Origin of the sequence: Pseudotamlana agarivorans (assembly GCF_001642835.1) — a bacterium.
In the GTDB taxonomy this organism is placed as follows: Bacteria; Bacteroidota; Bacteroidia; order Flavobacteriales; family Flavobacteriaceae; genus Pseudotamlana; species Pseudotamlana agarivorans.
In genome coordinates this window covers 88,153-109,368 of sequence record NZ_LXEI01000008.1, presented here as the reverse complement: position 1 = coordinate 109,368, position 21,216 = coordinate 88,153, and the positions used below count along the sequence as shown (strand labels likewise).

Here is a 21,216-nt window from a genome sequence, read left to right as displayed (position 1 = left end):
TAATAATTGAATTTCAAACGTTTTCGAGAGGTAAAATCCTCAGTTTAAACTGGAAACTGATAAATGTCAGTTTATTAGATGAGAACAGGTTATACCTTTGTATACACATCATGGATGCGAAATTATATTTAAAAGATTAATATAAAACACATGGAAGTAAAACAGTTTAAAAACGGAATTTGGACGGAGAACATTAATGTTAGAGATTTTGTATTTCAAAACATCACACCGTACCATGGAACTCATGAATTTTTAGTTGGACCAAGCGAGAAAACTAACAAATTATGGGAAGTTTGTAAAGTTGCGACCCAAGAAGAGAGACAAAGAAACGGTGTACGTGCCGTTGATACAGAAGTAATTTCTTCAGTAAACGCTTTTGAAGCGGGATATATAGATAAAGACAATGAAGTTATTGTTGGTTTACAAACCGATGAGTTATTAAAGCGTGCTATGAAACCTTTTGGAGGTTTTAAAGTGGTTCAAAAAGCTTTACAGGAACAAGGCGTAAAACCTAATGATAATTTAACCGAATTATTTTCTAAATACGTTAAAACCCATAACGATGGTGTTTTTGATGCTTATAATGCTGAAATTAGAAAATTCCGTTCCCTAGGGTTTTTAACTGGATTACCTGATAATTATGCTAGAGGTAGAATTATAGGAGATTATCGTCGTGTGGCCCTTTACGGAATTAACGCTTTAATTGAAGCTAAAAAAGAAGACTTAAGCAACATCACTGGACCAATGACAGAAGCTGTTATTCGTTTACGTGAAGAAGTGTCATCGCAAATAAAAGCATTAAATGATATGCTTGAATTGGGTGCTAAATACGATTTGGAATTAGGTCGTCCAGCTCAAAACGCTCAAGAAGCAGTACAATGGACTTACATGGCTTATTTAGCTGCTGTAAAAGAGCAAGATGGTGCTGCGATGTCATTAGGTAATGTGTCTACCTTCTTAGATATTTATATTGAAAATGATTTAAAAGAAGGCTTAATTACAGAAGAACAAGCTCAAGAGTACATCGATCAGTTCGTTATGAAATTACGTATGGTACGTCACTTAAGAATGGCGGCTTACGATGAAATTTTTGCAGGAGATCCTACTTGGGTAACCGAGGCTATTGGTGGTATGTTTGAAGATGGTAGAACGAAAGTAACTAAAACATCGTTCCGTTTCTTAAATACCTTATATAATTTAGGGCCTTCACCTGAACCGAATATGACGATTTTATGGTCTCAAGAGTTACCGCAAAATTTTAAAGATTATTGTGCTAAAGTAGCGATTGATACTTCTTCAATTCAGTTTGAAAATGATAATTTAATGCGTGCACAACGTGGATCTGACGATTACGGAATTGCATGTTGTGTGTCTTACCAAAGCTTAGGGAAATCTATTCAGTTTTTTGGAGCACGTACCAACTTAGCTAAAACATTATTGTTAGCTGTTAATGGCGGACGTTGTGAAAATACTGGAAAACCTATGGTTGATGGTATTAAAGAATTGGATGGTGAGTATTTAGATTTCGATACTGTAATGGCGAACTTTAAAATCGCTATGAAAGAAGTGGCTCGTGTGTATAATGATTCTATGAATATTATTCACTACATGCACGATAAGTACTATTACGAAAAAGCGCAAATGGCTTTAATCGATACTAACCCCGGCATCAATATTGCCTATGGTATTGCAGGATTGTCTATTGTAGCCGATTCACTATCAGCTATTAAATATGCGAAAGTAAAACCGATAAGAAATGAAGATGGTTTAACGGTTGATTTTAAAATTGAAGGTGAGTTTCCAAAATACGGAAATGATGATGACCGCGTAGATACCTTAGCTGCTAATGCTGTAGCCGATTTTAATAACGAGCTAAAACAATTGCCAGTTTATAAAGATGCAGAACCAACAATGTCTGTATTAACCATCACATCAAATGTGTCTTACGGTAAGAAAACCGGAGCTACGCCAGATGGTAGACCAAGTGGTGTCGCTTTTGCTCCTGGAGCAAATCCAATGCACGGTCGTGATTGTAACGGTGCTATTGCTTCTTTAAATTCAGTTTCTAAAATTGATTATAAAGATTCATTAGACGGTATTTCAAACACATTCTCAATGGTGCCAAAATCCTTAGGATCTTCTGAAACAGATCGTATCGACAATTTAGCAACTATTATTGATGGCTATTTCAGTAGAAAAGCACAGCACTTAAATGTGAATGTTTTAGACAGAGAAATGTTAATGGATGCTATGGAGCGCCCAGAGGATTATCCTCAATTAACCATTCGTGTTTCTGGATATGCTGTGAACTTTGTTAGATTAACAAGAGAACAGCAATTAGAAGTGATTACACGTTCTTTCCACGAATCCATGTAGAGTTTTATTTATATTTTGAAAAAGCATCTGGAAATGAAGTATAAATACTGTATTTTTCAGATGCTTATTTTTTTATTTAAATTTGAAGATAACTAACATGGCAAAAACTCAAGACCATATATTACATGTTCATTCCATTGAATCTTTTGGGACCCATGACGGACCAGGCATTCGTTTTGTAGTTTTTTTACAAGGCTGTAAATTGAAGTGTGTGTATTGTCATAATCCAGATACGATTGAAACTTCTGGAGGTCAACCATACGAGATTGAAGAATTGGTTGAAAAGGTATTAAAAGTGAAGCCTTACTTCGGAAAAAAAGGAGGTGTTACCGTTTCAGGGGGCGAACCTTTATTACAATCGAAAGCGCTTGTTCCTTTTTTCAAGCGATTAAAAGAAGAGGGGATTCATACTAATATTGATACAAACGGCCGACTTTTAAACAACTTCGCAAAAACTTTGTTAGACGATTATGCCGATTTAATCATGTTAGATATTAAACACATGACCGAAGAAGGTTACGAAGCTTTAACCGGGCAACGTAATATGAAAACAGCTTTAACTTTTGCTAAACATCGTGAAGAATCAGGAAAAGCGATGTGGCTGCGATACGTGTTAATTCCTGGTATTACTAACAAACCCGAATTACTTCATGCTCTTGGAAAACATTTCAAGGATTATAAAACCATTGAAAAGTTAGAAATTCAGCCGTATCATAAATTAGGCATCCATAAATGGGAAGCCTTAGGTTGGGAGTATGAGTTGAAAGATGCTCGTGAAAACACGAAGGAGGAGATCGATGCTGCTGTAGAAATTTTAAATCAATATTTTAAAGAAGTTAAGGTGAATTAGTATTCTCCTTAAAATTTATTACATCAATTATATCATGCACACCCCTAAAGAAGGTATAAAAATAGTGAATGAAATAGCCTTGAATAAAGAAGGCTATAAAGTTAGTAAAACATTAATTCTAGCATTTTTAGCAGGAGCTTACGTCGCTTTTGGAGGTTTATTAGCCATTATTATATCTGGTGGCTCTCCTGGAATAGCAGCTAATAATCCGGGGTTTGCGAAATTTTTATTTGGCGCAGCGTTCCCGCTCGGACTTATTTTGGTGGTTATTGTTGGCGCCGAACTTTTTACAGGAAATAATGCCTATTTCATTCCTAATATTTTAACCAAAAGACAGCGTGCATACGCCATGTTAAGAAACTGGGGATTAGTGTACATAGGAAATTTTGTCGGCGCTTTATTTGTGGCTTATATCATAACTTATTTAACGCACCTAGTAGCAGATACACCGTATATTGATATGGTTCATAAAATAGCCAAAAGCAAAACAAGCAATACGTTTCTCGTGACTTTTATAAAAGGGATCGGAGCCAACTGGTTGGTGTGCTTAGCAATTTGGCAAGGTATAGCCGCTAAAAACACGATTGGAAAAATAGTAGCCATTTGGATTCCTGTTATGGCCTTTGTAACGATGGGCTTTGAACACAGTATTGCCAATATGTACTTTATTCCGTTATCTATTTTTGAAGGTGCCGATATTACTTGGAGTACTTTCTTTATTAAAAATTTAATTCCTGCCACTTTAGGTAATATTGTTGGAGGCGCCTTATTTGTAGGGATGCCTTATGGATATTTGTTTGGGAAAGAAGAGAATTAAGAGTTTTAAATTATCAGTTAATAACAGAAATAATTATAATAAAAAAGGGTGTTTTTCAATATATGAAAGACACCCTTTTTAGTTATTTTGTTTTAAGATTTATTCTCGAATAACTCTAAAGGTTTCACTTTTATCCTTATGGATTACTTTAATAATATAAACACCACTTGGTAATTCAGATAAATTAATACCTGTGTTTTTTTCACCTTGTTTAACTAGTTTTCCGGAAAAATCAAAAATTAAAAAATCGTAATCTTCAAACAGCAGATTTTTAATGTTTACTTCACCTTTTGTTGGGTTAGGATAAGCATATGGTTTTTCGGCTAATTTTGTAGTTTCAAATGTTTCAGATGTTGTTTCTGCTATTTGGTTTTCATCAACAACGTGTTCACAAGAATAATCAAGGTAGTCTTGTAAATCATCACGGTCGAATGTTTTTTCGTAGCCCAGTGTTTTAGCTTTGGTTAATAATTCACAAGCATTATTGTAATTGCCTAGGTCGAAGTAAACTTCACCTAAATTCCTATAGGCAAAAGAATTGTTGTTATTTATAATTAAGGCTTCTTCTAAATCGGCTATGCCTTTATCCGAATCGCCTAATTTATGATATAATAAACCTCGAATGGTTCTTAGGTCTCTTTCTGTGTTTTTTTCACCTCGCTTATATAAATTCGCTTCATTCTTAAAAGCGGTATTTACACAAATCATGGCTTTATCGTATTCTCCTAAATCGGTATAAGCGGCCGAGAGTGCCCAATTGGCGAACGAATGGTTTGGCACTATTTCAATGGCTTTGTTTAAATATACTATGCCTAGCCGGTATGATTTAACGGTTATAAGGTAAGAACCCAGATTATGGTAAAGCCTACTTTCTTTAGGTGAAGCTTTTATAGCTTTTAGTTTGTATTGAATGCAGTAGTCGTGCATTTCATAATCTGCATAAATATTAGCCAAATTGTCGTAAAGACTTCCTAATATTTTTTCAGGTACTTTTTTGGTTTCCGAAATTTTTAATAGGTGCTTTTCTGCTGTTTTAAAATCATTAAGAGCTAATGTGTTGTTGTCAAGATATTTTCTTATGCGTGCTCTTTGAAACCTTAATTTTAAACTTTTAGGATCGTTCTTTATTTCAAGATTCAATTCTTTAAGCGTAGCATGTGCTTTTAGGACTTTTTCTTCTGTTTTCTTATTAAACTCAATGATGTGGTCCGTTCTACTAATAAGTTCTCCGTTATCAAATTCCCAAGTGGTTATTTTTTCTCCAGCAGGGTTGTATTTATATGATTTTCCTTGATATCTTCCATTATGAAAATAAAAGCATTCATCAAGTTTTCCAGATTTGTAGTATGTTTTTAGACTGTCTATTTTCCTGTCATCACCAAACCATTTTTCTCTAGCGATAACTTTATCATGGTAGAAATAGCGTTTCGTAATGTTTGATTTTTCAGATTGAGCAATCAAATTTCCTATTGAAGTTAGAAATAGCAGGACAGTCAGTAAGTTTTTCATAAGTTGAAAAGTACATTTTTGTAAGCGACAAACTTAAGTATTAAAAAAATCAGGATTGTTTTTTAACCAAATTATTAATGCACTATAATTAGAAGAGTCTAATCCTAATTTTTTTATAATATTACTTCTGTGTTTTTCAACAGTACGGATGGATATGAAAAGTTCGTCAGCGATTTGACTGCTTGTATAGTTTTCATTCAAATATTTTAAGATTTTTATTTCTGAAGCAGTTAGTTTATAAGTGTTTTTATCTTTTTTAAGATCTGATTTTCTTAAAATGGAGCCAAGAAATGTTTTGCCTTTTTTAACTGTATTGATAGCCTCTTCAAGTTCTTCCAAAGCACTGTCTTTGGTTAAATAGCCATCAATGGTTTTTCCTATTTCATTAAGTAAAGCTTCTTGTTTGTGTAATGTTAAAATAATTATTTTAGAAGGAATTTGGTTGCGTTTTAGGTCTTTTGCAACCTCTAGCCCGTTTAGGGTCGGCATTTCAAAATCTAAAATTGCAATGTCAGGTCTATGTTTTAATATTTTATTATATGCTTTCTGTCCATCGGTTGCGGTGTCTAAAATGTTATAACCGAGCTTTTCTAGAAACTCTTTGGATCCATTAAGAAGAAGTGGATGGTCGTCGGCTAGTATTATAGAAGTTGGCATGTTATTTTTCTTTAGGAACTTTTATTAGTACAGTTGTACCTTTAGTTTTTACTGATTCTATATGAATTTGAGCGTTGATAATTTGAGCACGTTCTTTAAGGGTTTTCATACCTAGGCTATTAAGCGTTTTACTGTTTTCGGTGATATCAAAACCAATTCCGTTGTCCTTAATTTGAAACCATACCATTTTTTTATGGACTTCAATCGTTATGTTACAAGCTTTTGCTTGCGAATGTTTTTCTACATTATTTAAGCATTCTTGAATCATCCTAAAAACGAAAATTTCACTGTCCTTAGGTATGTTTGATTCCGTGATTTCTATATTTTCCGAATAGAAAATTTCTGAGTTTTGTTGAAAATTTTCAACAGTATTTTTTATGGATTTTATAAGTCCCAGTTGCTCGAATTGAAACGGATGAAGTTGTTGCGATATGGTGCGAATTTCTTCAATAGCCCCATCAACTAAACCTGTGTCGGTTTTGTTTTCAGAATTTAGAAAAATTTTATTTTTAATCAATAACAAACTTTGTCCGACACTATCGTGTAATTCACTGGATATACGTTTTCGTTCTGTTTCAATGTTTCTAATTAAATCTTGTGCAAAAGTCTTTTCTAGTAAGCTTTTACGTTGTGAAAACTTATAGGAACGCCATAAATAAATAATAGTAAATAAAGCAATGAGAGAGAGACCTCCAAACCAAAGGACTTGTTGTTTACGCTTGTTTTGTTCATCTAATAATTCAATTTGAGTATTTTGTTCCGTTATTTGTTGATCTCGCTTGGCGGTTTCATACAGTGTTTGGTAATAGGCTAGTGCCTTTGTTTTCCGAACAGAAAGTATTGAATCTTCAGATTTTTTATAGATTTTATAATATTTATAGGCTAGGTCAAGTTTATTTAGCTTTTCGTAAACCTTTGCTAAAAATGCCTGAGCAAGTTGTATGTTCTCGATCTGGTTGGATGATGTTACAATTTTGAGGTGTTTTAAACCTAGCTGTTCAGCTTCAGCATATTTTCTTTCGGCAAAAGCAATCTTTTTTAGTGCTTTATAATAGTGGTGCTCATAAATACCTTCTGTGTTTTCTTTGTCTTCTTCAACCTTTTTTAAGTACCATTTAGCTTTTTTTATACTGTCATTCTCAGCGTATGCAGATGCTAAGGCTGTAAATATTATAGGTTTAAAGTAATTGAAACGGTTGGTTTTTTTTACTGCAGTTAAGGATTTGTGTAGGTTTTTTAAACGTTCCTTTTCTAAACCTTCTTTTTTGTTGTCAAAAGCTTGGTTAAAATAAAAGGTTGTTAAAGAGGCATGGTCATTAGCTTTTTCAGCCAGGGAAATCGCCTCTCGTCGCTCTTGTTGACCTTCTTTTGAGAAGCCATTATAGCTGTATAATATAGAAAGTGAATTTTTTACAGAAACAATTTTAGAAGTGTCTTTTAGTTTAATAAAAATTTTAGATACCTCTTGTAAAGTTTTTGAAGCATTTACAAAATCACCTTCATCGGTATAGGCGTAACCTTGGTATAATTTAGCAGTAGCTAAGAGTCTTTCGTTATTAGCTTTTTTAGCATATTCAATAGCTTTATCATATTGCAGCAAGGCAGAATCTTTTTCTTTAATAAAATAGTAACTGTCACCTGAATCTATAAATAAACAGGCCATATTTTGGTCACTTATTTGACCTTTAAAAATGTTAAAATATTTTGTAAAGACTGCTAAACCTTCTTTCGGTTTTCCTAAATAATTATTGTAATAATTAATGAGGTTTGTTGTGTTATAGGCAGCACTGTTAAAAGAGTCGATTTCTACAGCAAAGTCTATGGCAATTCTAGAGATAGAATCATAAGGTAATACTTTTTTTTTCCAAACAAAGGTTGCTAGACTATCTAGTAATTGTAGTTTTTTTGGTTTGTTTACTTCTAGATCTATTTGTTTTTTTAAGGCATCCGCATGACGTTTGTCAATATCGTTTTGTGCATGACTAAAACCATATAGTAGAAGTGAAATAATTAAAAACGTTTTTTTCATTAGGGGTATTTTCGCTGTAGGAATGTTCCATCTACAAATATAATACTCCAGACTTTCATTACGTTAAAAATTAAATTGTATTATAAATATAAACGAGAGGCTGCCGAACTAGGCAACCTCTCGTTTAAGAAAAATATTTATGTTGTAAAGAATTATTTCTTCTCAATCCAAAGTCGTGCATTCACAAACGCTTCCAACCATGGTGTTACTTCGTCTTTTCTGTTTTTTGGGTAGTTTGCCCAGTTCCATTGGAACGTAGAACGTTCAATATGTGGCATGGTTACTAAGTGACGACCTGTTTTATCACAAAGCATGGCTGTGTTATAATCAGAGCCGTTAGGGTTATTTGGGTAACCTTCATAACCATATTTTGCTACAATATTGTATTGGTCTTCTGCATAAGGTAAATTAAATTTTCCTTCACCATGTGAAATCCAAACGCCTAAAGTACTTCCAGCAAGGCTAGAAAGCATTACCGAGTGGTTCTCTTGAATTTTTACAGAAGTAAACGAACTCTCGTGTTTCTGAGAATCGTTATGGTGCATTTTTCCGTGAATGTCATGTTCTGGATTAATTTCTTCCAGTTCCATAAATAACTGACAACCATTACAGATTCCTACAGAAAGCGTATCTTCTCTTTTAAAGAAATTCTGTATCGCTTTATTCGCTTTTTCGTTGTATTTAATGGCTCCTGCCCAACCTTTAGCCGATCCTAAAACATCGGAGTTAGAGAAACCACCAACAGCACCTAAAAACTGAATGTCTTCTAAAGTTTCACGACCAGAAATTAAATCGGTCATGTGTACGTCTTTCACATCAAATCCAGCTAAAAACATAGCATTGGCCATTTCACGTTCTGAGTTAGATCCTTTTTCACGAAGAATAGCAGCTTTAGGGCGTTTGCCAACTGGGGCTGTATTTTTCACGATGTCTGCCATCACACCTGTAAAGTTTTCAGGGAATGTGTATTGTAGCGGTTGATTTTTAAAATTATCAAAACGATCTTGAGCTAAACCATTTGCCGTTTGCTTTTGGTCTAATAAGAAAGATGTTTTATACCAAACGTCTCTAGTTTCAACAACGTTGAATGTGAACGTATCGTCGTTATTTTTAATGTTGAGGTTTCCAGTGTCATTCGCAGAACCAATGTTGAAGAACTCAATGTTGTTTTCAGCTAAAACTGTTTCTACCGAAGCATCCGCTTGGAAAATTAATCCGCTGTTTTCAGCAAATAAAACCTTAATAGAATCTTCTTCGTTTAAGGCAGAAAGGTCTAAATCGGCACCTAAATTTACATCAGCAAAACAAAGCTCTAATAAAGTGGTAATTAAACCACCAGAAGCTACATCATGCCCAGCTTGTATTTTATCCGCTTTAATTAAATCTTGAATGGTATTGAAAGCTGTCTTAACAAAAGCAGGATTCTTCACGTCAGGCGCATCGCTACCAATAGCATTTAATACTTGGTTGAAAGAACTTCCACCTAGTTTAAAGTCATCTTGAGAGATGTTAATGTAGTATATGTTTCCGCCGTTTTGTTTTAAAACAGGTTCTACCACTTTGTTGATATCGTTACAGTTAGCTCCTGCAGAAATAATAACCGTTCCAGGAGAAATCACATCACCATCAGGGTATTTTTGCTTCATTGAAAGCGAATCTTTACCTGTTGGCACATTCACACCTAAATCGATCGCAAATTCTGAAACTGCTTGAACTGCTTCATACAAACGCGCATCTTCGCCTTCATTTTTACAAGGCCACATCCAGTTTGCCGAAAGCGAAACGGATTGTAAGCCATCCTTTAATGGCGCCCAAACAATGTTGGTAAGCGATTCGGTAATTGAGTTTCTACTTCCTGCTTGCGGGTTAATTAACCCAGAAATAGGGGAGTGACCAATGGTTGTTGCAATACCTTCTTTGCCTTTAAAATCTAAAGCCATAACCCCAACATTGTTTAATGGGATTTGTAAAGGTCCAACACATTGTTGTTTCGCCACTTTTCCTCCAACACAACGGTCTACCTTGTTTGTTAACCAATCTTTACAAGCTACCGCTTCTAATTGTAAAACTTGATTTAAGTAAATGCTAATGTTTTTGGTTTTGTATCTGGCGTTTTTATATTTTCTAGTAACTGTTTTATCTGTTAAAACGGTTTTAGGAGAACTTCCAAACATATCTTCTAGGGCTAAATCCATTGGTGTATTTCCTTTGGTTTTAGACTGAAACGTAAAACGGTCGTCTCCAGTAACATCACCTACAGTATACATTGGTGAACGCTCACGATCGGCAATTTTGTGTAAGGTTTCAATATGTTTTTCGGCAATCACTAAGCCCATACGCTCTTGCGATTCGTTACCAATAATTTCTTTGTCTGATAAAGTTGGATCTCCAACTGGAAGCGCATCTAAATCGATTTTTCCACCGGTGTCTTCAACCAATTCCGAAAGACAGTTTAAGTGTCCGCCTGCACCGTGATCGTGAATCGAAACGATAAAGTTTTCATCGCCTTCCACCATACCACGAACGGCATTAGCAGCACGTTTTTGCATTTCTGGATTCGAACGCTGTACCGCGTTTAATTCAATTCCTGAAGCAAATTCTCCAGTATCGGCCGATGATACCGCAGCACCACCCATTCCAATACGGTAATTTTCACCACCAAGAATAACTATTTTATCACCTGCTTTAGGCTTGTCTTTTAAGGCTTGATCTGCTTTTCCATAACCAATACCACCCGCTTGCATAATCACTTTGTCAAAACCTAAACGTCTGGCAGCAGCATCGCTTGAAGACTGATTTTCATTATGCTCGAAAGTTAATACAGAACCTGTAATTAGGGGCTGACCGAATTTGTTACCAAAATCGGAAGCACCATTGGAGGCTTTAATTAATATATCCATTGGGGTTTGGTATAGCCATTTTCTAGCTTCAAACTTTTGTTCCCAAGGTCTGTTTTCTTCTAATCTTGAATACGAGGTCATATAAACTGCCGTTCCAGCTAAAGGAATAGAACCTTTTCCGCCGGCTAATCTATCACGAATTTCACCACCCGAACCAGTTGCAGCACCGTTAAAAGGCTCAACAGTAGTAGGGAAGTTATGAGTTTCCGCTTTAAGCGAAATCACAGAATCGAAATCTTTAGTTTCGTAAAAATCAGGAATATCGGCACGTTTTGGTGCAAATTGCTCCACTTTAGGGCCTTTAATAAAAGCCACGTTATCTTTATAAGCCGAAACAATATCGTTAGGATGTTGTTTCGATGTTTCTTTAATTAACTTAAATAAAGAGGTAGGTTTTTCTTCGCCATCAATCACAAAGGTTCCGTTAAAAATTTTGTGACGACAGTGCTCAGAGTTCACTTGCGAAAATCCGAAAACCTCAGAATCGGTTAACGGGCGACCAATTTTTTTAGCCACACCTTCTAGATAAGCCACCTCTTCATCACTTAAAGATAAACCCTCTTGCGTATTGTAAGCAGCAATATCTTCAATGTTTAAAATCGCTTCAGGCTGAATATCAATAGTAAATGAATCCTGATTTAGCCCCTTAAATTTTTCCGAAATCATCGGATCAAAATCTTTAAAGTTTTCAGCGACAGCTTGAAATTCTTCAATTCTAATAATGTCTGAAATCCCCATATTTTGAGTGATTTCCACAGCATTCGTACTCCAAGGCGTAATCATAGCAGCTCGGGGTCCAACAAAAAAAGCATCCAATGATGCTTGTTCTATTTTTGGCTGATTGCCAAATAACCATTCTAATTTAGAAATAGTTTCAGTTGATAATTCTTTTGTTGTTTGAACAGCGAAAACTTTGCTGGTTACGTTTCCAAAGAAATGAATCATTTTAGATGTATTATGTGTAAGTTTTAAAAAAGGCAAAAATACACAATTTTAATGATTTGTGTTTGGTTTTTTATTGGTGTTTTTTGAAACAGAAAGTAGGGCTAAAAATACTTACGTAGAATGTGCACAACATCGGTATAGTAGGAGTAGCCAAACATATTTAAATGCACTAAAAGAAAGTAGAGTTGATAAATTTCTATTCGTTTTTGATTGAAGCTTTCTTGTTCAACTTCCTGCAAATAAGCTTCATAGAATTCTTGGTCAAAACCACCAAAAAGTTGGCTCATGGCAATATCAACTTCATAATGCCCATAATAAGCAGCAGGGTCAATAAGGTAGGGCACATCGTTATCAGAAATGAGATAATTACCGCTCCATAAGTCGCCATGAATTAAACTTGGCTTGATGTTTTCAAAAAGTGGTTTTAAAGTGGAAAGGATTTGGGCTTCGCTAGGTGCTTCATTGGCTTTTAATAAACTCTTTTCTGTGGCTAAGTTTAGCTGCGGAAGTAAACGCTCGTAAGTGTAAAATTCTAACCAATTGTTGTGTTCGGTATTGCTTTGAGTGAGTTTTCCAATGAAATTATGTTGGGGAAAGCCAAAGTTTTCCTGTGTGTTTTGGTGTAGTTGGGCGAGTTGTTTTCCTAAAGTTTTAAAATCGGAAGCATCAGCAGTTTTGGTGGGAATAAATTCCAATAACAAATAGGCGCGGTTTTTAAAAATCCCACAAGATATAATTTCAGGTGTTTTTATGGTATTGGTATGCTTTATAGCACCTAACGAAGTCACTTCACTCTGAAACATTTCTAAGGCATAAGCGGCTTCATTAGTTTTTAAAAAATAAGCATGGCCATCACAAATAATTTTGTAAGCATGGGAGATGTCTCCACCTTGTAAATCTGAGACATGATGGATGGGTTTGCTTATAATTTCAGAGATATGTGTCCGTAAGGTCGAATCCATGTATTAAAAATACAAAGAATCGTATCGTTTCAAAATCTACAGGTGAAATTCTGTTGAAATTGATTTAGATTTAAAGAAAACGTAGTCGAATTGGTGTTTTATCACCGAAACTTATTTGACTATACCTGTCTGCGATAGGCAGATATAGGCAGACATTCTTACCGAAGGTATTAAGCCTTACGCTCCAATAGAGCCATATAAAAACCATCAAACCCAGATTTATGAGCTGATACTTTATTGTCTTTTAATAATGAGAAATTCGCTCCTGCTTCCGATTTTAAGAATTTTGCAACTTGCTCTTGGTTTTCAGAAGGTAGAACCGAACAAGTAGCATATACCATTTGTCCGCCAGCTTTAACCATTTTGGAATACTGTTGTAAAATCTCCTGCTGTGTTTTTCTTATTTTATCAAGAAATTCTGGTTGTAGCTTCCATTTAGCATCCGGATTTCTTCGTAATACACCTAAACCAGAGCAAGGCGCATCAATAACCACACGGTCTGCCTTATCATAAAGTTTTTTAATCACCTTAGTCGAATCGATGGCTCGAGGTTCTATATTGTGAGCGCCATTACGTTTCGCACGACGTTTTAATTCATGAAGTTTATTGGCATAGATATCCATGGCAATAATTTGCCCCTTGTTTTCCATTAAAGAGGCCAAGTGTAACGTTTTACCTCCAGCACCGGCACAAGTATCTACCACACGCATTCCAGGTTGTACATTAGCAAACTCGGCAACCAGTTGAGAAGAGGCGTCTTGAACTTCAAAATGCCCATTTTTAAAAGCTTCAGTAGAAAAAACATTAGCACGTTCTTTTAGCTTTAAAGCGCTTGGATAGCCTTTAATAAATTCGGTTTCTATATTTAAATCGAATAATTCGGCTTGTAATTTTTCTTTGGTCGTTTTTAGAGTATTCACTCTTAAAATAACATCGGCTTGCTCGTTTAGGGCTGCTATTTCTTTAGTCCAAAATTCTGCTCCTAATTCTTTTTCACCAACTTCATCAAGCCAATCGGGAATCGATTCTTTAAATTTTCTTATTTGAGAAAGTTCATCAAAACGGCCTTTAATTTTACGAGTAGGCGTGTTTTCAAAATACTTCCAATCAGGTAAATTAATACCCTTTAAAGTTGCCCAAACAGCAAACATACGCCATAGGTTGTCCCGATCAAAAGGTGCTTTGACTTCTGCGATTTCAGCATATAAGCGTTTCCAACGCACAATATCGTAGGTGGTTTCGGCAACAAAACCTCTGTCACGAGATCCCCAACGTTTATCACGTTTTAAAAGTTGTTGAATCACCTTATCGGCATATTTCCCTTCGTTAAAGATGAGTGTTAAACCATCAATAACCGCAAAGCTTAAATTTCTGTGTATTCGCATCGTATATTATAATAAGGGTGCAAAGTTACGTTAATTGCTACGAATTCACGACATTTTTAATTTTTACTATTTTATTAAGTAAATGGCTTTAGTTAGTTGGCCTAGATTCCTATTTTTATAAAAAATTTTTAGATGAAACATATTTTACCATTCCTCCTTGTATTGTTTGTATTTAGCTGTAAAAAAGGTCGTGATACTTCAACCGAATCTTCATTAGAACCTATTGATGAAATGCCTGTTGTGATACACGACGATAGTTTGGCTATTTCTCCTATAACCGTTGAAGAGCCTATAATTCTTAAAAATGTAAACGTTGTTGAGGTTGAAGGTATTTTTCGTGATGCCGACGTCAGTATCCGAACACTTGAAATTTTAAAAGATAAAACTTTAGCTTTTGCTGCCAACAAAGGAATTTTTGGTATGAATGATCTTAAAACAGGCATGTGGCAAACCTCCATTATAGAGCGCGATACCTTGACTCTAAACTTTAGAGCAACGGCACATACTTCATCAGATTTCTTTATGTTGAGTATTGAAAATCCTGCTTTGCTTTATAAAACAGGTGATAAAGGGCGTATGGTATTGGTCTATGAAGAACAGGGTGAAGGTGTTTTTTATGATGCGATGACGTTTTGGGACGACAAAGATGGTATTGCTATTGGAGATAGTGTGAATGGTTGTATCTCAGTTATCATCACCAGAGATGGCGGTGCCACTTGGAAAAAACTGGATTGTTCACAATTGCCAGAAGCCGAAGCTGGTGAAGGTGCTTTTGCTGCAAGTAACACAAATATAAAAACCTTAGGTGATAAAGCGTGGTTTGGAACAACTCATGGTAACATTTATTATACTGAAGATCGCGGCCAAACATGGCAGGTTACTAAAACAGATATTTCTAGTGAAGGAGATACTCAAGGTATTTACTCGATCGATTTTTATGATGAATTACATGGCTTTGCAATTGGCGGGGACTATAAGCATCCGGAATTGAATGCAGCCAATAAAATTAGAACTTCCGATGGAGGTAAAACATGGGAGTTAGTAGCTCAAAATCAAAAGCCAGGATATAGCAGCTGTGTTCAATATGTGCCAAGAAGTGGTGGTCAGGCTCTGGTAGCAAGCAGTTTTCAAGGTGTCTATTATAGCACAGATTCTGGTAATAGTTGGAAAGAGGTTACCGAAGCTGGGTTTTATGCCTTACGCTTTTTAAACGATTCGGTAGCTTATGGTACAGGGCCTGGTAAAATTGCTAAACTAACTTTTAAAGATAGTATTAATGTAACGTACTAACGTTTTTCGCCTCTACGTTTTTTAAACTCTTCAAACATTTTTCTTCTAAAATCTTCTTCCGAAACTTTAAGTAAAATTATTTTTTTCGGAGGAATGATTTTAGCAAGGTCCTTATTAAAATCCATGCGAAGCTGATGTAATTGCATCTCAGCTTTATTTTCTTTTTCGATTAAGGCTTTCGCTTGCTCATCGGTCATGGTATCGAAATTCGATTTAATCTCACTTCGAATTTGTCTTAATTCATCATGTTTAATTTGGCTATGTTTTTCTTCGTAAGCGTTGTAAACAGGCCAAAATTTTTGTGCTTCGCTAGGCGTGAAGTCTAGTTTCTCTGTGATATAAGCAACTTTCAAAGCCTTGATATGATCACGTTTGTTTTTTTGTGCTGTAACAGAAAGTGAACAGCAAAATAGAAGTATAAGAAGTATCTTTTTCATGTGTTTATTCGGTTAATAAAGTTTCAATATCAGAATAATCAAGGAGGTAATTCTCTATGTTTTCATCGTCTATATGGTCTTCAGAAAATATGGTTGCATTCAATTCTTCATCAGAAAAAAGTGAAGCCAATTCTGAAAAGCTTATGTTTTCATTCAAAATATAATTTTCAACAGATTGAGAATCCAAGCTATCAAACGTTGGTTTGCTATTCGTATCAAACAACGATAAATTAAATAGTAATAGCACAGCAGCCGCGATACTTGTAGCGTATAAAATCATTTTTTTATTGAAAAGCGGAATGACTTTAGTTGTAGGTTTGTCACTTTCAATCTGCTTAATAATGGTATCGTCTAAAGTTTTAAAATAATCTTTAGGCACTTCAAAACCACTAGTTTTTTTACCCTGTACAGGCGACTCATTTTTAAGCTTGTTCATGAGTTTGTCATCAAAAGCATCAAAATAATCCTGCGGGGCTTTAAAACCAGAAGACTTAATATTATGTATTTTATTTGTTTTCATCTTATTAATAAGACTTAGTTTTTTTGTAAAGGTTTAATCTTGGGTTAAATAGGCTTCAAGTTTTTTTACAGCAATATGGTATGAAGCTTTTAATGCGCCTTCGCTTGTGTTTAATATTTCGGCCATATCCTTATATTTTAAATCTTGAAAGTATTTCATATTAAATACCAATTGTTGCTTTTCTGGAAGGGATGCAATGGCTTGCTGCAATTTTAATTGAATTTCGTCGCCTTCAAAATAAACATCTGAGGTTAAATTATTAATGGAAGCGGTTTGAAGCTCTTCGTTGGTAATTTGTAACTGCTTGGCTTTTTTGCTTAAAAAAGTTAAAGACTCGTTTGTTGCAATACGGTACATCCAAGAAAATAACTTACTGTCCCCTTTAAAATTATGTATGTTTTTATAAATTTTTATAAAGGTGTTCTGTAAAACATCATCGGCGTCGTCGTGAGATTTAACAATATGACGAATGTGCCAATACAAACGTTCTTTATATTGGCTTAGCAACGCCTTAAAGGCTTGATCCTTTTGGTGTTCAGATTGTAGCTGTTTTATTAGTGTTATTTCGTCGGTCACTAAGTAATGTTTGCATATTGGACTCCTAAAATTACAAAAAGTTTAATGCCGTATGCTTTTTGTTTTACTCAGATTTTAAATGATTTGTAAATCAAAGGATTATAGATTGTTTTATCGACGAAACGTTCGTAAATGACGATTAACTGTATTTTTCCTTGCTAAATTAAGACTTGTAGTTTATTTTTGTTTCACAACCTAACTTATGTTGTTAGATGTCCCCAAGTCTGACAGGAACAGAAAAAAGGATAGAAACCCAAATCTCTATCCTTTTTCTAATTTTCTATTAAGTTAGGTTTATTTTTTTTCTTCAAATACCAAGATTATTCGAAACTTTGCATGGCAACCAACTTTTGATAAACGCCTTTTTTATCCATAAGCTCACTGTGCTTGCCTTGTTCAACGATTTCTCCTTTGTTTAGAACTACAATTTCATCGGCTTTTTGTATGGTTGAAAGGCGGTGTGCGATAACAATAGAGGTTCTGTTTTTCATCATATTCTCTAAAGCTTCCTGAACTAAACGTTCGCTTTCGGTATCAAGTGCTGATGTCGCTTCGTCTAAAACCATGATTGGTGGACTCTTAAGTACGGCACGAGCAATACTTAAACGTTGTTTTTGTCCGCCAGACAATTTGTTTCCAGCATCACCAATATTGGTTTCTATACCTTCAGGAAGTTCTTTAACAAACTCCCAAGCATTAGCAACTTTTAAAGCTTCAATGATGTCTTCATCAGAAGCTTGATCATTCCCTAGTTTTAGGTTGTTTTTTATGGTTTCATTAAAAAGAATAGCATCTTGAGTCACAATACCGAGTTGATCACGCAAAGATTTTGTTGCTAAATTTTTAATATTAATCCCGTCCATAAGTATTTCACCTTTGTTTACATCGTAAAAACGGGTGATGAGGTTGGCAATGGTAGATTTTCCACTACCAGATTGCCCTACAAGAGCAACGGTTTTTCCTTTAGGAATGTTTAAACTGAAATTCTTTAAAACGTAATCGTCTTTATACTTAAACCAAATGTTATCAAATTTGATTTCACTATCGAAACTTTCTTTTTCAATGGCGTTTTCAATATCCTTCAAAGGGTTAGGCGTATCAATAATTTCCTGGATTCTTTCCGCGGAAGCGCTACCTTGCTTTACATTATAAATGCCACGAGAAATAGCTTTTGCAGGCACCATAATATTGTAAGCTAATCCCATAAAAGCAATAAACGAACTGCCATCCAACGATTTGTCTATAAGTACCAATTGTCCGCCATACCAAAGTAAAATACCAATAACCAAAATGCCTAAAAACTCGCTGGTTGGAGAGGCTAGGTTTTGTCGGTTTAATAGCTTATTTGAAAAGTGATAAGACTTGTTGGATGAATTTTGAAAACGGGCATTAAATTTATCTTCAGCATTAAAACCTTTAATAATTCGTAAGCCCGTTAAGGTTTCTTCTAAAATAGAAAGAATGGTACCCTGTTCTCTTTGTACACGATCAGATTTTCTTTTTAGTGTTTTACCAATTCTAGAAATAATGAATCCAGATATAGGAATAAAAATAAACACGAATAGGGTGAGTTTTGCACTTAAAATAAACATGGTCCCGATGGTGAAAATAATCATTAGAGGTTCTCTAGCGATAAGTTCTAACATGGGAAGCATAGAGTACTGTAAAGTCGAAACGTCGGAGGTTACTCTAGACATGATATCACCTTTTTTCTGCTCAGAAAAGTAGGCGAGTGGTAGGCTTACGGTTTTTTTATAAACAGCCGTTCTTAAGTCTCTTACCACGCCATTTCTTAGAAAAACCATGAAGTAGTTGGCCATATATCCAAAAATGTTTTTTAACAAGAATAGGATAATAATTAGGCTAACCACAAGAAATAGGGCTTTTTGAGGATCGTTGCCAGCGTGCTGACTAACTTCGTATGCTAGTAGGTCCTTACCGTAATCGTCGATACTGCCAAGCCCTTCATAAACGGGTTTTACAGCAGGTGCTGCACTAACTTCCTTAGGCTTAAAAAGAACATCAAGCATGGGGATGAGGGCAACGAACGACAAGGTGCCAAATAGAGCATAGAATATATTAGATATGACATGCCCAATAGCAAACTTTTTATATGGTTTGGCGTATTGTAAAAGGTTATAAAAATTATTCATTAAATAAGGTTCATGTCTTTTAAAATGGCTTCTGCCTTGTTGTCAAGTTCCGTATCTGTAGCTGCAAAATCGTTGACATTCGATAAAGCGGTGTTTACACTAACGTAGAACTTAATTTTTGGTTCTGTACCACTTGGTCGTAATGCTACTTGGCTACCGTCTTCTGTATAGTAAATGATTACATTCGATTTAGGGATGTCAATTTTAGTGGTCTCACCGGTTAGCATGTTTTTGGCTTCAGATAAATCGTAATCTTCGATTTTTAACACTTTAGAGCCATTGATAATAGCAAGCGGGTTTTCTCTAGCGTCGACCATCATTTGTTTAATTTCTTCGGCGCCTTCTATGCCTTTTTTAGTAAGTGAAACGAGTTTTTCTTTGTAAAAACCGTGTTCGGTATACAACTGAATAAGTTCGTTAAAGAAAGAACTGCCATGAGATTTCGTTATGGCTGCAATTTCACAGGCTAAAAGGGTAGAGGTTACGGCATCTTTATCGCGAACAAAATCACCTACCATATAACCAAAACTTTCTTCACCACCACCTATGAAATCTAATTCTGGGAAATCATGAATCAGTTTAGCAATCCATTTAAATCCGGTTAAAACAATTTTACTTTCTACCTCATATGATGCTGCTAATTTGCTAAGCATTGGGGTAGAAACAATCGTCGAAGCAATAAACTCTTTACCTTTAATACGGTCTTCGGCTTTCCATTGTTTAAGTAAGAAATCCGTCATCATCACCATAGTTTGATTTCCGTTAAGTAGTTGTAATTCATTTTCGGAATTACGAACAGCAACCCCTAATCGGTCACAGTCTGGATCGGTACCAATAACGATATCAGCATTAACTTTTTCGGCAAGTTCTAAAGCCATTTTTAAAGCAGCAGGTTCCTCAGGATTTGGTGATTTAACTGTTGGGAAATCGCCATCTGGTACTTCTTGTTCTTTTACGATATGTACATTTTTATAACCTGCACGTTTTAAAGTTTCAGGAACAGCAGTAATTGATGTTCCATGAAGCGAAGTGAAAACGATAGTAAGATCATCTTTAGCTTTTTGAGTAGCACCAACACTTCCTTTTTCTACTGAGGCATCAATAAAAACATCATCAACGACCTTGCCTATAGTATGAATAAGTTGCTCGTTAGCATCAAACTTTATGTTGGCATAATCAACTGTGTTAATCACGTCAATAACACCTTTGTCGTGTGGTGGTACTAATTGTCCGCCATCTTGCCAATACACTTTATATCCGTTGTATTCTGGAGGATTGTGTGATGCGGTTAACACGATACCACAGTGACAATTTAAATGTTTTACAGCAAAAGATAATTCTGGTGTTGGACGTAAATCTTCAAATAAATAAACTTCAATGCCATTTGCAGAAAACACATCGGCAACTACTTTAGCTAAAGATTTGCTGTTATGTCTACAATCGTAAGCAATTACAGCTTTTGGAGTTTCATTAGGAAATTGTTTATGCAAATAATCGCTAAGGCCTTGGGTACTTTTTCCAAGGGTGTATTTGTTTATTCTGTTGGTTCCAACTCCCATGATACCACGCATACCTCCGGTTCCAAACTCTAAGTCTTTATAAAAGCTTTCTTGGATATCTTTAGGTTTATGCGCGATGCTTTCTTTAATTGTGTTTTGTGTTTCTTCATCAAACGCTGGTGTTAACCAACTGTTTATTCTCTCTAAAATTTTTGGTTCAATGTGTATCATAATGTTGTAAAGTAAAGGGATACAAAAATAGTTAATTCCTCTTTTTATTTAGTTGTTAATACAGAAAACATAAAGAAATG

General features: G+C 35.1%; 15 protein-coding genes. 4 read left to right on the top strand and 11 right to left on the bottom strand.

Annotated features, from left to right (window positions below):
• The first annotated feature begins 150 nt into the window (after positions 1-150).
• From pflB to A6I66_RS09925, 3 genes are all read left to right on the top strand, one after another.
• Entirely contained in the window at positions 151-2,376 is a 2,226-nt protein-coding gene (gene pflB / locus A6I66_RS09935) for a formate C-acetyltransferase (RefSeq protein WP_067148595.1), read from the top strand.
• 97 nt (positions 2,377-2,473) lie between these two features.
• Positions 2,474-3,226: a pyruvate formate-lyase-activating protein gene (pflA, locus tag A6I66_RS09930; RefSeq protein ID WP_157614177.1), complete on the top strand. Its 753-nt coding sequence runs from the start codon at positions 2,474-2,476 to the stop codon at positions 3,224-3,226.
• 34 nt (positions 3,227-3,260) lie between these two features.
• The gene (locus A6I66_RS09925) at positions 3,261-4,043 is read left to right on the top strand and encodes a formate/nitrite transporter family protein (RefSeq protein ID WP_067148592.1); all 783 of its coding nucleotides are present in this window, start codon (positions 3,261-3,263) and stop codon (positions 4,041-4,043) included.
• 99 nt (positions 4,044-4,142) lie between these two features.
• Here A6I66_RS09925 and A6I66_RS09920 read toward each other — a convergent pair whose 3' ends face one another.
• The 6 genes from A6I66_RS09920 to A6I66_RS09895 form a co-directional block, all read right to left on the bottom strand.
• Positions 4,143-5,552 carry a T9SS type A sorting domain-containing protein gene (locus tag A6I66_RS09920; protein ID WP_067148589.1) on the bottom strand — a complete coding sequence of 470 codons (1,410 nt, stop codon included), beginning with the start codon at positions 5,550-5,552 and terminating at the stop codon, positions 4,143-4,145.
• A 33-nt stretch (positions 5,553-5,585) separates the two neighbouring features.
• Positions 5,586-6,209, bottom strand: a complete 624-nt coding sequence (locus A6I66_RS09915) for a response regulator (protein WP_067148587.1) — start codon at positions 6,207-6,209, stop codon at positions 5,586-5,588.
• 1 nt (position 6,210) lies between these two features.
• Entirely contained in the window at positions 6,211-8,238 is a 2,028-nt protein-coding gene (locus A6I66_RS09910) for an ATP-binding protein (RefSeq protein WP_067148584.1), read from the bottom strand.
• A gap of 152 nt (positions 8,239-8,390) precedes the next feature.
• On the bottom strand, positions 8,391-12,083 hold the full coding sequence (gene purL, locus A6I66_RS09905; RefSeq protein ID WP_067148582.1) for a phosphoribosylformylglycinamidine synthase: 3,693 nt from the start codon (positions 12,081-12,083) through the stop codon (positions 8,391-8,393).
• 101 nt (positions 12,084-12,184) lie between these two features.
• On the bottom strand, positions 12,185-13,045 hold the full coding sequence (locus A6I66_RS09900) for a fructosamine kinase family protein (protein ID WP_067148577.1): 861 nt from the start codon (positions 13,043-13,045) through the stop codon (positions 12,185-12,187).
• Positions 13,046-13,215: 170 nt separating this feature from the next.
• Positions 13,216-14,430 (bottom strand): RsmB/NOP family class I SAM-dependent RNA methyltransferase, encoded by a 1,215-nt coding sequence (locus tag A6I66_RS09895; RefSeq protein WP_067148574.1) that lies wholly within the window; start codon positions 14,428-14,430, stop codon positions 13,216-13,218.
• 132 nt (positions 14,431-14,562) lie between these two features.
• Here A6I66_RS09895 and A6I66_RS09890 point away from each other — a divergent pair, with 132 nt between their 5' ends.
• Positions 14,563-15,720: a WD40/YVTN/BNR-like repeat-containing protein gene (locus A6I66_RS09890; protein WP_157614175.1), complete on the top strand. Its 1,158-nt coding sequence runs from the start codon at positions 14,563-14,565 to the stop codon at positions 15,718-15,720.
• Here A6I66_RS09890 and A6I66_RS09885 read toward each other — a convergent pair.
• From A6I66_RS09885 to A6I66_RS09865, 5 genes are all read right to left on the bottom strand, one after another.
• Positions 15,717-16,157 (bottom strand): hypothetical protein, encoded by a 441-nt coding sequence (locus A6I66_RS09885; RefSeq protein ID WP_067148570.1) that lies wholly within the window; start codon positions 16,155-16,157, stop codon positions 15,717-15,719. The genes A6I66_RS09890 and A6I66_RS09885 overlap by 4 nt on opposite strands.
• A 4-nt stretch (positions 16,158-16,161) precedes the next feature.
• The gene (locus tag A6I66_RS09880; protein WP_067148567.1) at positions 16,162-16,677 is read right to left on the bottom strand and encodes a hypothetical protein; all 516 of its coding nucleotides are present in this window, start codon (positions 16,675-16,677) and stop codon (positions 16,162-16,164) included.
• A gap of 33 nt (positions 16,678-16,710) precedes the next feature.
• Positions 16,711-17,253, bottom strand: coding sequence for an RNA polymerase sigma factor (locus A6I66_RS09875; RefSeq protein ID WP_067148564.1), 543 nt, complete (start codon positions 17,251-17,253; stop codon positions 16,711-16,713).
• 320 nt (positions 17,254-17,573) lie between these two features.
• Positions 17,574-19,406, bottom strand: coding sequence for an ABC transporter ATP-binding protein (locus A6I66_RS09870; RefSeq protein WP_067148561.1), 1,833 nt, complete (start codon positions 19,404-19,406; stop codon positions 17,574-17,576).
• The gene (locus A6I66_RS09865; protein WP_211267546.1) at positions 19,406-21,136 is read right to left on the bottom strand and encodes a phospho-sugar mutase; all 1,731 of its coding nucleotides are present in this window, start codon (positions 21,134-21,136) and stop codon (positions 19,406-19,408) included. Before A6I66_RS09865 ends, A6I66_RS09870 begins: the two co-directional genes overlap by 1 nt.
• Between the last annotated feature and the right edge of the window lie 80 nt (positions 21,137-21,216).